We start from the raw sequence: 15,181 nt of genomic DNA on the forward strand, positions 1-15,181 counted from the left end.
GGTATGACCTTTGCATTAAAGAAGGCTACTAGATATAACGTAAAACTTAGAACAAATAAAATATGAACTACGGTAAAGAATTTAAAAAGTTTGCTACAAAGGACCACGGGGTAAATGCCATGTATTACGATAAAATCGTTGCAGCAATGAATCCTACTAATATGACTCCATATATCATCGAAGAACGTCAATTGAATATTTCGCAATTAGATGTTTTCTCGAGATTGATGATGGACAGAATTATTTTCCTAGGAACAGGAATCGATGACCAAATTGCAAATATCGTTCAAGCACAATTATTATTCTTAGAAAGCGCTGATGCTTCTAAGGACATTCAAATTTATTTGAATTCTCCTGGAGGAAGTGTTTACGCAGGATTAGGAATTTATGACACGATGCAATACATCAAGCCAGACGTTGCTACAATTTGTACAGGAATGGCAGCTTCTATGGGAGCGGTTCTATTATGCGCAGGTGCCGAGGGGAAACGTTCTGCATTGCCACATTCAAGAGTAATGATTCACCAACCATCTGGAGGAGCACAAGGTGTTGCGACTGATATGGAGATCAACTTAAGAGAAATGTTGAAACTGAAAGATGAGTTGTATAAAATTATCTCTCACCACTCAGGACAAACATTTGACAAAGTGCATAACGATAGCGAACGTGACTATTGGATGATTGCTGATGAAGCAAAAGAATACGGAATGATTGATGAAGTTTTAAGAAGAGGATAAAAATCAGTAGGCAGTTTGCAGTCGCAGTATTGAGTACTGTGACTGTTGGCCGAGACTGAAAACTATAAAAGATGGCGAAAGAAAAATTAGAATGCTCATTTTGCGGAAGGAAAAAACCAGACACCAATTTATTGATTGCTGGAATTGATGCGCACATATGCGATAAATGTATTGAGCAGGCACATGGAATTGTTTTAGAAGAATTGAAATCTAGTGGAAGTTCAAAATTAGCTGGGGATCTTATTTTAAAGAAACCAAAGGAAATTAGAGCGTTCTTAGATCAATATGTAATCGGGCAAGATCAAACTAAAAAAGTAATGTCGGTTGCGGTTTACAATCACTACAAACGTTTAATGCAACAGCAGCAAGACGATGAGGTAGAGATTGAAAAAAGTAATATCATCATGGTAGGACAAACTGGAACTGGTAAAACATTGGTTGCAAAAACAATTGCAAAAATGCTTGACGTTCCTTTGGCCATTGTTGATGCGACTGTATTGACAGAAGCAGGTTATGTAGGAGAAGACGTTGAGAGTATCTTGACACGTTTGCTACAAGCTGCTGATTATGATGTTGCCAAAGCAGAGCGCGGAATCGTTTTTATTGATGAAATAGACAAAATCGCCCGTAAGAGTGACAACCCGTCTATTACACGTGACGTTTCTGGTGAAGGAGTGCAACAAGCATTGTTGAAACTATTAGAAGGAACAGTTGTAAACGTGCCGCCTAAAGGAGGACGTAAGCACCCAGACCAAAAATTTGTTGAGGTAAATACTCAGAATATCTTGTTTATCGCCGGTGGTGCTTTTGACGGAATCGAAAGAATTATTTCTAAAAGATTGAATCGTCAAGCTGTTGGATATTCTACATCAAAAAATGTGGACAATATTGACAAAGAGAATTTACTACAATACATCATACCTAAAGACATCAAAGATTTCGGATTGATTCCGGAGATTATTGGCCGTTTGCCGGTATTGACACATATGGATCCTTTAGACAGAGAAACCCTTCGTGCGATTTTGACTCAACCTAAAAATGCGTTAATCAAACAATACGAGAAATTGTTTTTGATGGATGAAGTAACTTTTACCATCACAGACGAAGCTTTGGATTTTATTGTTGATAAAGCATTAGAATACAAATTAGGAGCTCGTGGATTGCGTTCGTTATGCGAGGCGGTTTTAACAGATGCCATGTATGAATTACCAAGTTCAGATACTAAAGTATTAGAAATTGATAAGAATTATGCAACAGAAACTTTAAATAAGAATTTATTGAAGCGTTTAGAAATTGCGTCATAGAAATTGCATTTTTCTCAAAAACAATAACCCGTTCATTCAATTGAGCGGGTTTTTTTGTGGGTAAATTGTACTATTTGTTATTGTTTGAAAAAAGGAAGGCGATTCTTTTTTATAAACAAATAGATTGCCGATTTTTGTTGCTTCTAATTCAATAAGAATCAAATGGCAACAGAAGACAAAGAGATTATTTTATTAAAAGTTTCTGGACAGGATAAACCAGGTGTTACAGCTGGCTTAACGGCGGTATTGGCGACGTACAATGCGATTGTTTTAGACATTGGCCAGGCTGATATTCACGAAACACTTTCTTTAGGGATTTTGTTCGAAATTGAAGCAGGTTCTACTTCTGCCCCAGTCTTAAAAGACTTATTGTTTAAAGGATATGAATTAGGGATTAAAGTAAAGTTCGTTCCCATTACTATTGCCGATTACGAAAGCTGGGTAAAAACACAATCCAAACAACGCTATATCATTAACATTCTAGGAGAAACATTGGCAGCTAAACAAATCGCTGCGGTGACCAAAATAATGTCTGACCAACATTTGAATATTGATTCGATAAAAAGATTAACCAGTAGAGCTTCTATTGTTGTTAAAGAAGAATATCCTCGATCTTGTGTTCAATTATCTGTGTCGGGTATTATGGAGAATAAGGCTTTAATGACGGCTAGTTTTATGGAAATCTCCAGAACCATGGATGTCGATATTTCTTTTCAAGAGGACAATATGTTCAGGAGAAACAGACGTTTGGTTTGTTTTGATATGGACTCGACTCTAATCCAAACCGAAGTTATTGATGAATTGGCTGATCTAGCTGGAGTAGGAGAGCAGGTAAGAGCGATTACGGAAGCGGCTATGAATGGCGAAATTGATTTTAAAGAAAGCTTTAAACAACGTATGGCTTTGTTAGAAGGCTTAAGCGAAGAAGTACTGCAAGGTGTCGCTGAAAATTTGCCCATTACAAAAGGAGCGCATCGTTTAATGAAAGCTCTAAAATATTACGGATATAAAACGGCTATTTTATCAGGAGGGTTTACCTTCTTTGGTAAATACCTGCAAAAAGAATTAGGCATTGATTATGTTCATGCCAATGAATTAGAAATTATAGATGGTAAATTAACAGGTAAATATCTGGGCGAAATAGTTGATGGTCCAAAGAAAGCTGAATACTTAAGAGCCATTGCCGATAAAGAAGGAATTCACATTAATCAAACCATCGCAGTGGGAGATGGTGCCAATGATTTGCCGATGCTTAATTTAGCTGGTTTAGGAATTGCTTTTCATGCAAAATTAACCGTAAAGGAGAGTGCAGAAAGTTCGATTTCTAGTTTGGGGCTTGACGGTGTTTTATACTTATTAGGTTATCACGATAGGCATATTGATATGATGGAGACGTAACTATAAGATCAATCATATTCAAATACTTTTATAAAAACAGAAAACCACTCAGCTCGAGTGGTTTTCTTGTTTTAGTTTTCTTGTATTTGTTGAAGTACGCTGATTCTATGGGAAGGTAACAAGCTAGCGAAGTAAGTGGATTTTGTCTTTCTAGAACATAAAAAACAAGTAATTCGTTAGGCCTCTTCGTTCATTACGGCAATCTTATCTAATAGCCAGAAAATTAACGACAGCAAAACACCAACAATAGCTGCAAAAGCCATCCCTTTTAATTGAACAGTTCCTAGAGTTATTCTGGCGCCGCTGACACCGATAATAAATGTAATAGCACCTAACACCATATTTCTACTTTTGCTGAAGTCTACTTTTTGTTCTACAAACATTCTGAAACCTTGTACTGCAATTACGCCATACAGCAACATCGTGATTCCGCCCATTACTGGAGTTGGAATGCTAGATATAGCGGCAGAAATTTTTCCGACAACCGAAAAAGCGATTGCCAAAAGTGCGGCTCCACGAATTACCCAAACGGAATATACGCCAGTGATAGCCATGACACCTATGTTTTCACCATAAGTAGTATTGGGAGGTGAGCCAACCATACCAGATAAAACATTACTGATTCCATCGCCGAGTAGTGATCGGTGAAGACCTGGGTTTTCCATTAAATCAGTATTGGTGATTTTACCCGTGACGATCAAATGGCTTATGTGTTCGGCTAACACCACAATGCAAGCAGGAGCAATAATAATGATGGCATTTATATCATAAACCGGAGCTTGAAATTTAGGTAGCGCAAACCAGGCTGCTTCACTGATTTTGGCAGTATCTACTAATCCCATGAAGAGCGCCAAAAAATAGCCTGCGACCACGGCAAAGAGAATTGGAATCACTTGCATAAATCCTCTGAACAATACAGTTCCTATAATCCCGATACCCAAAGTAAACATTGAAATCAGTATCACAGCACTATCGGAGACAAAAGGGGCAACAACGCTGCCTATGTCTGTTGGCCATGGTGCAAGTCCCGCTTGTTGCGCTGCAACGGGAGCTAATTCTAAACCGATGATCGCAACGACTGCACCCATTACTGCTGGAGGCATTACTATGTCGATCCATTTTATACCCCATTTTTTTACAACAAAAGAGATAGCGACAAAAAACAACCCGAAAAATATAAATCCAGATTGTGCGTGTCCAAATCCACCGTAGCTACTGATGATTAGAGAAGCGGGTGCAATAAAGGCAAAACTCGATCCCAAGTAAGCTGGAATACCACCTTTGGTTACCCAAGTATAGATTAAAGTCCCAATTCCGTTCATCAATAAGGAAATAGCGGGGTCAACACCTAATAAAATCGGAACCAATATTGTTGCGCCAAACATGGCGGTAAGATGCTGAAAACTGAGAGGTATGCTTTCCAGTATGGAAGGTTTTTCGTGAATACCAATAATTTTTTTGGCCATTGCTATAGTATTTAAAAGATAAGATTTGAGAGTTCTTCTAATTAGAGAAATCTTTTCAACGGGATATTGAAGTTGCAAACTTAGTCTATTTTTTACTTTTTTACGATTGACTGTAAATGAAGGGTAGTAGACGGATTCAGTTTGTCAATTTGGCGAATTTGTCCGTCGTTATTTTTGAATATTTCCTTCGTAATTGGAAGGATATAAAATAAAGAAGTCCCGTGTCGTTATAAAATGACACGGGACTTCTTTATTTTATTGCTGTTTTTAGCTTGTATTATTATCCTAAATTTTTAATCTGCGTATTCTTTTCAGGCGGCGCCAATTCTAATTGTTGTGGACTGTTGCAAATTCCGCGTGCGCCACAACCCATGCGGTGCGGTCCACAGGAACTGAGGAGAAGTAGTGCTGTTAAGATGTAAGATAATTTTCTCATCTTTCTTTAGTATAATATTTTAACCTGCATATTTTTTAATTGTTCCAAATAATCTCTTTGGTTTGATAATCTTGGGATTTTATGTTGGCCTCCCAATTTATCTTTTTCCTTCAGCCAGTCGTAAAACAAATTCTTGCGGGCTACATTAATAATTAACGGGTTTAAGGTCATGTTATTGCAACGTTTTGCCTCATAATCCGAATTTAAGTTTTGTAAGGTTTCGTCTAATATGTTTCGGAAGGTATCGATGCATTTTGGGGTCTCTTTGAATTCAATCATCCATTCATGCGCTCCTTTTTCTTTGTCAATCATAAAAACTGGGGCAACGGTGTAATCTACCACTTCGTTCTGGGTCATTTTACAGGCTTTGGCAATAGCCAAATCCGTGTTTTCGACCATTAATTCTTCTCCAAATACGTTGATGTGGTGTTTTGTTCTTCCTGTTACGCGAATTCGGTACGGACTTAAAGAAGTGAAACGAACCGTGTCACCAATGAGATAACGCCATAGGCCAGAATTAGTCGTGATGACGATCGCATAATTTTTGAATATTTCTACATCGGCTAAACGAACCACCTTTTGATTTGGAGTTCCAAAAGTATCCATTGGGATAAATTCATAGAAGATTCCGTAATCGAGCATTAACAATAAATCACTAGAATTGTTGAGATCCTGAATAGCAAAGAAACCTTCGGAAGCATTGTAGATTTCGTAATATTTAAAATCCTTTTTAGGGAGTATTTTTCGGTATTGTTCGCGGTATGGCTCAAAATTCACACCGCCATGGAAATAAACTTCTAGGTTAGGCCAAATTTCAAGTAAATTTCCTTTTCCTGTTTCCTCGAGCATTTTATTCATTAAAACTAACATCCAGGAAGGAACGCCTGCAAAACTAGTTACATTTTCTTTTCTGGTTTCATTAATAATAGCAGCAATTTTTGCTTCCCATTCACTCATAAGTGAAATCTTATTACTCGGTGTGCTGCTGAATTCAGCCCAAATAGGCATGTTTTCAATTAGAATGGCAGACAAGTCGCCAAAAAAGGAGTTGTTGTCCTCGTATATTTGAGAACTACCTCCTAAACGAAGACTTTTCCCTGTAAATAGCTCCGAGTTTTCATTGTTGTTCAAATACATACACAACAAATCCTTACTTCCTTTATAATGACAATCTTCCAGAGCCTCCGGACTTACGGGTATAAATTTGCTTTTGGCATTAGTTGTTCCGCTTGATTTTGCAAACCATTTTATAGGGGTTTCCCAAAATAGATTTTGTTCACCGCTACGGGTGCGTTCAATCAACGGTTGAAATTCTTCATAGGTGCTGATTGGAACTCTATCTGCAAAAGTGGCATAAGAGTTAGTGGAATCAAAGTCATATTTCTTACCCAACTCAGTATATTTTGCAGATTGAATTAAATTCATTAGCAACTCCTCCTGCACCTCATTTGGATATTTCAGGAAAAGTTCGATCTGATGGATTCGTTGTTTTAGAACCCAGGACGCAAATGAATTTATTAATTGAATAGGCATTATTTGATGGGAGTTATGAATTATGAGTTATGAATTATAACTTTACCAAAAATAACAAAATTTGTCCAACATCAAACTTTAAAAATCAAACTTAATGCAATACGAAGGAGTACTTACTAAAATGCAAACTGAATTTGGCGATCCAATTCAATATTATTTAGTTTTTGAAGATAGTTTTTTAAATGTTAATCAATTATTGGATAAAAACCTTGAAATTAATTTTGTTGGATACCAATGTCTGAATTGTAAAAAGAAGAAAAAGATATTCCGTCAGGGATTTTGTTACGATTGCTTTTATTCGAGTGCAGCAGTGGGGGATTGGATTATGAAACCAGAGTTAAGTACTGCTCATCTGGGAATTCAGGACAGAGATTTGGCTTATGAAGAAAAAGTTCAATTGCAGCCTCATATTGTTTATTTAGCGTTGTCAAGCGAGGTAAAAGTAGGAGTGACCAGAAAAACCCAAATGCCCACGCGATGGATTGATCAAGGGGCAAATGAAGCTATTTCGATAGTAGAGGTTCCTAATCGTTATTTGGCTGGAATCACTGAGGTAGCCCTTAAAAATCACTATGCTGATAAAACTAATTGGAGAAAAATGTTAACCAATACTGTAGAACATGTTGATTTAGTTGCCGAAAGATTAAAGCTAGAAAACCTTATTCCAGAGGAAGTTAAAGAGTATTTCTTTTTGAATAAAAATGATTTATACGAAATGCATTATCCAGTTTTACAATACCCTATAAAAGTAAAAAGCTTAAGCCTGGATAAGACTCCCAGTTTTCAAGGAAAACTCACAGGAATAAAAGGGCAGTATCTTTTATTTGAAGATGGCACGGTGTTTAACGTTCGCAGTTCTGAGGGTTATGTAGTCAAGATTTCAGTTTAATATTTCTAGGATTTGGCGTGACCATTTTGAAAAAACAAGAAAAATATTTTTCTTCAAAATATAGCACAATAATTAGCTGTATGAATCGTATATTTTTGATAATAGACCTCAGTTAAAACCGAGTGAAAAAATATAATTATTGAAAATAACACACGCTCAAAAGAATTGTAAACACTTTTTTTATAAGTAAAAAGGAGTACTCACAAACTTGTATGGAGTACTCCTTTTTTATTTCACTGAAATAAACCTTAAAATTTATGGTGTTGTTTCAGGTTCTGCTGGTTTTGGCTCAGCAGTTTTCTTTTTCTTAAACAAACCATTGATTAAATCGGTCGCTTTAGCTTTTACCTCTTCTTTAGCTTTTGTTTGAACGGCTGCTTTCACTTCTTCCTTTGTTGCTGGAATCACTGTTTTAGTAGTGTCACCCGTTTTTTTGTTTTTATTGATTAAATCAGTCAATGAAGATGTTCCTTGTTTTACCAATCGTTCTTTTTGTTGCTGAACCAATTGATTAGTCAGATTAGTTACTGCAGTTGCGATATCAGTGGATATTTTTGGACTCGTAAAATTGCCTGTCAATGAAGCATTAACGGGGATACTTTCTAGTTTAGCGGCGTCTGCCGGACTCAGTCTTGCGATTAACGCATTGGCTTCTGATCCTAAATATTTGGCAGGTACATCAAATTTGATATTGTACTTCATGCTTTGGTCAAAACCATGTGTTCCACCAATAGTCGCTTTGATATCTTTGTAATTGATGTTAAAAGGTTTTACGCTTACCATTCCGTCTTTAAAAGTAATAGCTGCCTTTAAATCGTTTAAATTAATTTTACTGACGTCAATGAATTTCAAATTCGAGCCTAATGCAGTTAACAAAGTGGAGTTATTAGAATTTAGGGTGGTCGAAAGTAATTGACCTAATAAATCTCCAGTTAATGTTTTTAAATCAGGTCTCATGGCAGTAGCGTCAAGATTTCCGTTCAGTTTGATTGTTGAATTCAATTTACCATTAATAATTCCTGCAATAGGAGCCAGTTTTTTCAATAGATCCAATTGGGTAAATGACTGTGCGATGTCCACTTGCTTCAGCGATAGATCCATGTTAAAAGTCGGGACTTTTCCTTTTGTGGAAACGGCTCCATTCAAACCAATGTTTCCATCAAAAACAGTAGTTTTTATGTTTTCCATTGTCAGCTTTTCGTCCTTAACAATCAATTTTCCGGATACGTCTTTCAATGTTAAATTATCATACAGTATCGTATTTGCTTTGGCGGTAAGAGAACAGTTTAAAAAGGCAGGGATTTTCATCGCTTCTGTTTTCTCATTCGTTTTACCAGCTTCTGCTGTGGTCATGAAATCGCTAACGTCTAGCTGATTTGAACTCAGATTGAAATTTCCTTTCAACTCTTGGTTCTTAAAAATAAAGCCATAAAAATTTTCTAAAATTCCAGTAACACTTAAGTCACTTTTTCCTGTTGTTGCATCAAATTGTTTTAAATTTACCTGACTTGGATTAAACTGAATCAAGGCGTTGCTGATGTTCATCGTTTTACCATTTTCGTCAGCATATTTAAAACCAGATAAACTCATGGTACCTGAATTCTTGATATTCTCATATTGGCTTTTTTCCACAGACAACATGTCAAATTTAGTGGTTACATCTGCTTTTAAAACTCCGGTTAACGGCTTTTCTAATTTTATAGGATAGGCTTTAGATACATTAGCTAAATTGATTGTTCCCTTTAAGGCAGCGTCAACAAGTGCATTTTCAGTAATATTTCTAATGTTTGCTTTGGCATTAAAAACATCTTGATCTATTCTAAAAGAAAGTTTGTCAAGATTGATATAAGTGTCGTTTAAAATTCCGGTTTCATTTATAATTTTACTATCGATTATTATATTTTGAATTGACTTTGGTAAATTAGGATATTGAACGGAAGCATTGTTTGAAGCGATGTCGATATTGAATTTTGGTACCGTTGTATCTGAATACAATCCTTTTGCGAAACCAACAACGGTAAAATCACCTGTTGTCTTTACGTTATCTAAATTTGCGGCGTATACTGCCGGGATAATTCCAAGGAAATTTTTAAAGGACGATGTAGGTGTTTTAAATTTTAAATCATATTCCTGACCAGCCTCAACAAGTTGAATAAACCCATCAAATTCTAGCGGTAATTGATTGATTAATGCTTTGTTTTCTTTGAAAGTATATTTGCTTTTGTCTAAATCAATACCTAAAACGGCGTCTAATGTTACAGGAACATTTTTCATGTAGTTGACTTTATCCATGTCAAGGGTGATTTTTGCAGTTGATTTTGTGACCAAATCTAATTTTGATGCTGCAAAGTCACCAGTTCCTTCATGGTTTAGACTGTCAATCACCATTTTTATTTTAGAGCTTTCATCAAAGTACTTGAACTTGAAGTTCTCAATTTCATACTTTTGAATATTTAATTTTAAGGGTTTGCCTGCACTAGCCTCTTCGTTTTTTATAGCAATGTCGTAATTTCCTATTCCGTCTTTATTGAATAGAATATTTATCATACCGTTTTTTGTGGCTATTCCTTGAATGTCCATGGCTTCGTCTTTCCCTTTAAAAAGTTCTTTAATAGACATTTTCAAATCTATTTCTTCGATTGATACTAAAGTATCACCTTTAAAAGGCGCTTTATTTATAATGTTCAACTGGTATAAAGTAACATTAGCATTGGGGAAGTTTTTAAAGAGACTCAAATCAGCATCTATAAAACTGACGTTGGCATCTACTTTTTTATTTATCGCCTCTGTAATTTTTGCTTTTATTTGATCTTTGAAAAAATAAGGAACTGCAAATAAGGTTACTGCTAGTAGAATAAGTATACTTCCAACTATTTTTAAAATTTTACTTAACATATGTTTTAGATGTTTTGTTTACTGGTTATATAGCAAATATGTTGCCGTAATTTATTACAAAAATACCATTTTAATGAATTAGTCAGACTCTAAAGTTTTCATAAATGATTAGATTGCTTATTTTTTTATCGAATATAGAGATAAATTCCGTTGTACTTCCGATTTTAAAAAGCATAAAAAAATCCGTTTGAAAAAGAGATCAAACGGATTTAATTTTTAAAGTGTCCTTATCTATTGTATATTTATTTCAAACGGCATCGCCATTTGGACTCCTTTTTGAGATTTTATTTTTTTTATTTCTTGCAATAATTTGTAGTTTTCTTCTCCTATTTCCTCTTTTATAAAAGCTTCTTTAGACTGTGCAAAAGGGAAGTTGGCCAAAAGATCATTTAAATCTTTTTTATATTCAGGATAGTTTTGTGTTTTGTAGGTTTTTACTTTTGCTAAAGCGGCTGCTTCCTTTATTGCATCGTCCAGACCTCCAATTTTATCAATAAGACCAATCTTTATGGCTTCTGAACCTGCCCAAACTCTTCCTTGAGCAATGGAGTCTACTTGTGCGAAAGTCATTTTTCGTCCTTCGGCGACATGGGTTACGAACGTTTTGTAAATATGTTCTACGCCTTCCAGAGTCACTGCCTTAAATTTTTCGTCTAGTGGTACAAATGGGCTATATCGAGCAGAATTCTCATGTGTATTTACTTGCTCTGTGTGGATACCAAGTTTAGTTGTTAGTTGACTAAAATTAGGTAGTATTCCAAAAACGCCTATCGAGCCAGTTATGGTGTTGTTTTGGGCAAAAATAGTATTAGCATTACAAGCAATGTAATACCCTCCAGAAGCGGCATAATTACCCATAGAAACAACGATAGGTTTTACTTTTTTAGTTAATTCTATTTCTCTCCAAATTAAATCGGATGTAAGTGCGCTTCCACCCGGACTATCAATACGAAGTACAATCGCTTTTACATCTTTGTTTTTTCTTGCTTCTTGTAAAGAACGTCTCATTGATCCTTCCCCAATAGTGTTAACATCTCCTTCGCCACTTTGAATTTCTCCTTGTGCATAGATAACGGCAATTTGATTTTTAGAATCTGTACTTACGCTGGTAGTTGTCATCTTTTTAGTGTAATCAAAGATGCTGACTTTGTTGTAGTCTTCGTCTTTTTCTACTTTTAACGCTTTTCTGATGGCATCATGATAGACATCTTCATAGGCTATAATGTCAACTAGTTTTTGCTCTTTTGCCATTTCTGGAGTTCGGGCAAGCAGACCGTTTGCAATTTCATTTAGTTTAGCAATGGAGATATTTCTACTTTTCGAAATATCTGCTGTCACTGAATTCCAAACTGAATTTAATAGTGCAGTGACCTGCTCTCTATTGGCGTCACTCATTTCATTTTCAAGAAAAGGTTCTACCGCACTTTTGTATTTTCCGTGGCGTATTACTTCCATTTTTACTCCAGTTTTTTCCTGAAAGTCCTTAAAAAACATGAGTTCAGCAGATAATCCTTTGAAATCCATATCTCCTACAGGATTTATATAGATAGGATTGGCAACTGAATTCAGGTAGTATTCTTTCTGGGTGTAGGAATTGGCGTAGGCCATTACAAACTTCCCTGACTTCTTAAAACTTTCTAATTCATCTCTCAAGGCTTTACTTTGCGCCATCCCTAGCGTAGATTCGTTATTCAAGATGGATATCCCTTTGATATTATTGTCCGTTTTAGCTTCTTCTATCGCTTTGATAACATCAGTGAGTCCGACGCTTTTTTTATCTGTAAAAATAGTGATCCATGGGTCTTCGTATTTTCCAGCATAGTCGTATTTTATGTCTTCGAGATTTAATTCGATTACAGAATTATTTTTGACTGTTATTGCTTCGCTATCGCCTCCAAAGATTGCCCCGATAATTAGTACTCCAAAAAAGAACAGCATGAAAAAAATAAATAGACCAATGATGGTCGCCAATACATTTCCTAAAAACTTCATAATTATATTTTTATTTATTAGTAGTGAAAAGTGTGGAATCGTTACAGATTTACATTTGAAAAAACTGAATTTAGTTGCTGACACTTTGTACAAATATATCGCTAATTCTAAAATTCTTTTAGTTAATTTGTGCTTAATATGAAATCACAACATCAGGTTATTTTATCGATAGGCAGTAATCAAGGGAATCGGCTTGAAAACGTGAAGCATTGTATAGAATTAATCCATCAAAAAATTGGTACGGTAATTAAAGTTTCTCGGATATTTGAAACTCCCTCTTGGGGTTTTGATAGTGACGCCTTCTATAATTGTGCGTTAGTTTTACACACCTGTAGTGGGCCACACAAGATTCTTACTCAAGCCTTGAAGGTTGAAAAGGAATTAGGGCGTATTCGCAGTGACAAAAAAGGATACCAATCTCGAATTATAGATATTGACCTGATTGCTTTTGATGTAGAAATAATTGATTCCGAAAAGCTGCAAGTTCCGCATCCATTGATGCAAGACAGAAAATTCGTGCTGTTGCCGATCCAAGATTTAAATTTGGATTGGAAGCATCCTGTTTTAAAAAAAAATATTTCTGAGTTATTAGAGGTTTCTTCAGATCATAGTGAGTGCGAAGCGATAGCAACGTTAGAAAGTCCATTGCAAAGTATTGCATTGGAACAATTCAATTATGTTGCTTTAGAAGGAAATATTGGAGCAGGGAAAACAACTTTAGCAATCAAAATTGCGGAAGATTTTAATGCTAAAACCGTATTAGAGCGCTTTGCGGACAATCCGTTTTTACCAAAATTCTATAAAGATCAAAATCGATATGCTTTTCCGCTTGAAATGTCTTTTCTGGCTGATAGGTATCAGCAATTATCAGATGATTTGGCACAATTTGATTTATTTAAAGATTTTTTGGTGGCAGATTATCATATTTTTAAATCCTTAATTTTTGCTAAAATAACTTTAGCAGAAGATGAATACAGGTTATACCGCAATCTGTTTGATATTGTGTATAGAGAAATGCCTAAGCCGGACTTGTATATTTATTTGTACCAAAATTCAGAACGTCTTTTACAGAATATAAAGAAAAGGGGCAGAAACTATGAACAAAAAATTCCAGCGGATTATTTGGACAAAATCAACAGCGGCTACTTGGATTATATTAAATCACAAACAGATTTGAACGTTTTAATTATTGATGTTTCTGATAAAGATTTCGTAAAAAATCAAGAAGATTATCTGTTTGTTTTAGAGGAGATTAGAAAGAAAATTAACAATTAGAAAATGGTTCAATTAGTCAATTAAAAAAGAGATTCAGCTAATTATATCAATTAAGAATCTTCCTGCTGTAATACTGATATAGTATTAAAATTGAGCAATCTGTATTGTATCTGTAATTGCTATTATCCTATTTTCTAATTTTGACAAACAAATCCCAAATTACAATTCCTGCACTCACAGAGATGTTTAAAGAATGCTTAGTTCCTAACTGCGGGATTTCGATGCAACCGTCACATAATGCAACTGCTTCCTGAGAAACGCCATGAACTTCGTTCCCAAAAACCAAAGCATATTTTTTATTTTTATCGACTTTGAAATCCTGGAGAAAGATGGCACTTTCTACTTGCTCGATGGCGAGTGTAGTAACAGCTTCTTTTTTTAATTTTTTAATTACTTCAAGAACATTTTCATTATGCTCCCACGTTACCGTTTCGGTCGCTCCAAGTGCTGTTTTATGGATTTCTTTATTTGGAGGTGTTGCAGTAATGCCGCACAAATATATTTTTTCAATTAAAAAGGCGTCGGCAGTTCTAAATACGGAACCAATGTTGTGTAAACTACGAACATCATCTAAGACGATAATAATCGAGGTCTTTTCTGAGTTTTTGAAATCTTCAACAGATTTTCTTTCTAATTCGCTGTTTTCTAACTTTCTCATTTCTTCGGGGTTTATTCAAATAAAAAAAAGCTTCCGAAATTAGGGAAGCTTTTTTTTATAATACTGTAATTAAAATTTAGCTTTTTGGAGCATCATCACCTAAAACAGTACCTTTTATAGTAAGGATCTTAGTTGGTTGTCCTTCCGCATTTGAAGTTACTGTCACTGTTTTAGTGAACGCTCCAATTCTGTCAGTTGCATATTTGACACCAATAATTCCTTTTGCTCCCGGAGCAATTGGCTCTTTTGGAGAAGTAGGAACAGTACAACCGCATGAACCTTGAGTATTTGTAATAATTAATGGTTTGGTACCATTGTTAGTAAAAACAAATTCTCGTTTTCCGTCTGCATTGTGTGCAATTGTCCCGTAATCAATTGTTTCGGAAGCAAAAACTATTCCAGCTCCGTTTACTTTAGCAACTTTAGCAGCCGTTGCTTTCATTTTTTTTGTTGTTTCTTGTGCATTAGAAGTAGCTGCTCCAAGAACAGTTAGCATCGCAAGTAAAAATATTTTCTTCATCTTATTCGTTTTTTATGATTAGTAGAACAAACTTAAAGAAAAAATCGTGCCAATTACTTAAATTTTCCTTAAAAAAGG

12 protein-coding genes are annotated in these 15,181 nt (G+C 35.3%); 5 read left to right on the plus strand and 7 right to left on the minus strand.

All coding sequences use genetic code 11. The features are described 5' to 3' along the window. Positions 1-62: 62 nt before the first annotated feature. The 3 genes from clpP (at position 63) to serB (ending at position 3,439) form a co-directional block, all read left to right on the plus strand. Complete coding sequence (gene clpP, locus AC4PRO_RS02305) at positions 63-737, plus strand: ATP-dependent Clp endopeptidase proteolytic subunit ClpP (protein ID WP_492116144.1); 675 nt, start codon at positions 63-65, stop codon at positions 735-737. A gap of 71 nt (positions 738-808) precedes the next feature. Further along, positions 809-2,041 carry an ATP-dependent Clp protease ATP-binding subunit ClpX gene (gene clpX / locus AC4PRO_RS02310; RefSeq protein WP_492116145.1) on the plus strand — a complete coding sequence of 411 codons (1,233 nt, stop codon included), beginning with the start codon at positions 809-811 and terminating at the stop codon, positions 2,039-2,041. A gap of 162 nt (positions 2,042-2,203) precedes the next feature. After that, positions 2,204-3,439: a phosphoserine phosphatase SerB gene (serB, locus tag AC4PRO_RS02315; protein WP_492116146.1), complete on the plus strand. Its 1,236-nt coding sequence runs from the start codon at positions 2,204-2,206 to the stop codon at positions 3,437-3,439. Between the two features lie 176 nt (positions 3,440-3,615). On the opposite strand, the gene uraA is transcribed toward serB, so the two are convergent. The 3 genes from uraA to AC4PRO_RS02330 all read right to left on the minus strand — a co-directional run bounded on the left by uraA (position 3,616) and on the right by AC4PRO_RS02330 (position 6,874). Then, positions 3,616-4,905 carry a uracil permease gene (uraA, locus tag AC4PRO_RS02320; protein WP_492116205.1) on the minus strand — a complete coding sequence of 430 codons (1,290 nt, stop codon included), beginning with the start codon at positions 4,903-4,905 and terminating at the stop codon, positions 3,616-3,618. Between the two features lie 280 nt (positions 4,906-5,185). Further along, entirely contained in the window at positions 5,186-5,341 is a 156-nt protein-coding gene (locus AC4PRO_RS02325; RefSeq protein WP_492116147.1) for a hypothetical protein, read from the minus strand. Between the two features lie 6 nt (positions 5,342-5,347). Further along, the gene (locus tag AC4PRO_RS02330; protein ID WP_492116148.1) at positions 5,348-6,874 is read right to left on the minus strand and encodes a GH3 auxin-responsive promoter family protein; all 1,527 of its coding nucleotides are present in this window, start codon (positions 6,872-6,874) and stop codon (positions 5,348-5,350) included. Positions 6,875-6,968: 94 nt separating this feature from the next. Here AC4PRO_RS02330 and AC4PRO_RS02335 point away from each other — a divergent pair, with 94 nt between their 5' ends. Beyond that, complete coding sequence (locus tag AC4PRO_RS02335) at positions 6,969-7,763, plus strand: DUF2797 domain-containing protein (RefSeq protein WP_492116149.1); 795 nt, start codon at positions 6,969-6,971, stop codon at positions 7,761-7,763. Positions 7,764-8,018: 255 nt separating this feature from the next. On the opposite strand, the gene AC4PRO_RS02340 is transcribed toward AC4PRO_RS02335, so the two are convergent. Then, positions 8,019-10,658 (minus strand): AsmA family protein, encoded by a 2,640-nt coding sequence (locus AC4PRO_RS02340; protein WP_492116150.1) that lies wholly within the window; start codon positions 10,656-10,658, stop codon positions 8,019-8,021. A gap of 231 nt (positions 10,659-10,889) precedes the next feature. Further along, positions 10,890-12,650, minus strand: a complete 1,761-nt coding sequence (gene sppA / locus AC4PRO_RS02345; protein ID WP_492116151.1) for a signal peptide peptidase SppA — start codon at positions 12,648-12,650, stop codon at positions 10,890-10,892. Between the two features lie 138 nt (positions 12,651-12,788). On the opposite strand from sppA, the gene folK reads away from it, so the two are divergent. Further along, on the plus strand, positions 12,789-13,925 hold the full coding sequence (folK, locus tag AC4PRO_RS02350) for a 2-amino-4-hydroxy-6-hydroxymethyldihydropteridine diphosphokinase (protein WP_492116152.1): 1,137 nt from the start codon (positions 12,789-12,791) through the stop codon (positions 13,923-13,925). A gap of 127 nt (positions 13,926-14,052) precedes the next feature. Here folK and AC4PRO_RS02355 read toward each other — a convergent pair whose 3' ends face one another. Both AC4PRO_RS02355 and AC4PRO_RS02360 read right to left on the minus strand, forming a co-directional pair. Beyond that, complete coding sequence (locus tag AC4PRO_RS02355) at positions 14,053-14,583, minus strand: RNA methyltransferase (protein WP_492116153.1); 531 nt, start codon at positions 14,581-14,583, stop codon at positions 14,053-14,055. Between the two features lie 76 nt (positions 14,584-14,659). Further along, positions 14,660-15,103 carry a DUF1573 domain-containing protein gene (locus tag AC4PRO_RS02360; RefSeq protein ID WP_074721658.1) on the minus strand — a complete coding sequence of 148 codons (444 nt, stop codon included), beginning with the start codon at positions 15,101-15,103 and terminating at the stop codon, positions 14,660-14,662. Positions 15,104-15,181 lie beyond the last annotated feature (78 nt).

This window comes from Flavobacterium sp. DW-iso2, from assembly GCF_058725285.1.

Excerpts from the sequence above, each read along its gene's own strand:
- clpP (WP_492116144.1), top strand. The coding sequence starts at position 63 with ATGAACTACGGTAAAGAATTTAAAAAGTTTGCTACAAAGGACCACGGG.
- AC4PRO_RS02330 (WP_492116148.1), bottom strand. The coding sequence starts at position 6,874 with ATGCCTATTCAATTAATAAATTCATTTGCGTCCTGGGTTCTAAAACAA.
- folK (WP_492116152.1), top strand. The coding sequence starts at position 12,789 with ATGAAATCACAACATCAGGTTATTTTATCGATAGGCAGTAATCAAGGG.
- AC4PRO_RS02360 (WP_074721658.1), bottom strand. The coding sequence starts at position 15,103 with ATGAAGAAAATATTTTTACTTGCGATGCTAACTGTTCTTGGAGCAGCT.
- AC4PRO_RS02335 (WP_492116149.1), top strand. The coding sequence starts at position 6,969 with ATGCAATACGAAGGAGTACTTACTAAAATGCAAACTGAATTTGGCGAT.
- uraA (WP_492116205.1), bottom strand. The coding sequence starts at position 4,905 with ATGGCCAAAAAAATTATTGGTATTCACGAAAAACCTTCCATACTGGAA.
- AC4PRO_RS02355 (WP_492116153.1), bottom strand. The coding sequence starts at position 14,583 with ATGAGAAAGTTAGAAAACAGCGAATTAGAAAGAAAATCTGTTGAAGAT.
- AC4PRO_RS02325 (WP_492116147.1), bottom strand. The coding sequence starts at position 5,341 with ATGAGAAAATTATCTTACATCTTAACAGCACTACTTCTCCTCAGTTCC.
- AC4PRO_RS02340 (WP_492116150.1), bottom strand. The coding sequence starts at position 10,658 with ATGTTAAGTAAAATTTTAAAAATAGTTGGAAGTATACTTATTCTACTA.
- sppA (WP_492116151.1), bottom strand. The coding sequence starts at position 12,650 with ATGAAGTTTTTAGGAAATGTATTGGCGACCATCATTGGTCTATTTATT.
- serB (WP_492116146.1), top strand. The coding sequence starts at position 2,204 with ATGGCAACAGAAGACAAAGAGATTATTTTATTAAAAGTTTCTGGACAG.
- clpX (WP_492116145.1), top strand. The coding sequence starts at position 809 with ATGGCGAAAGAAAAATTAGAATGCTCATTTTGCGGAAGGAAAAAACCA.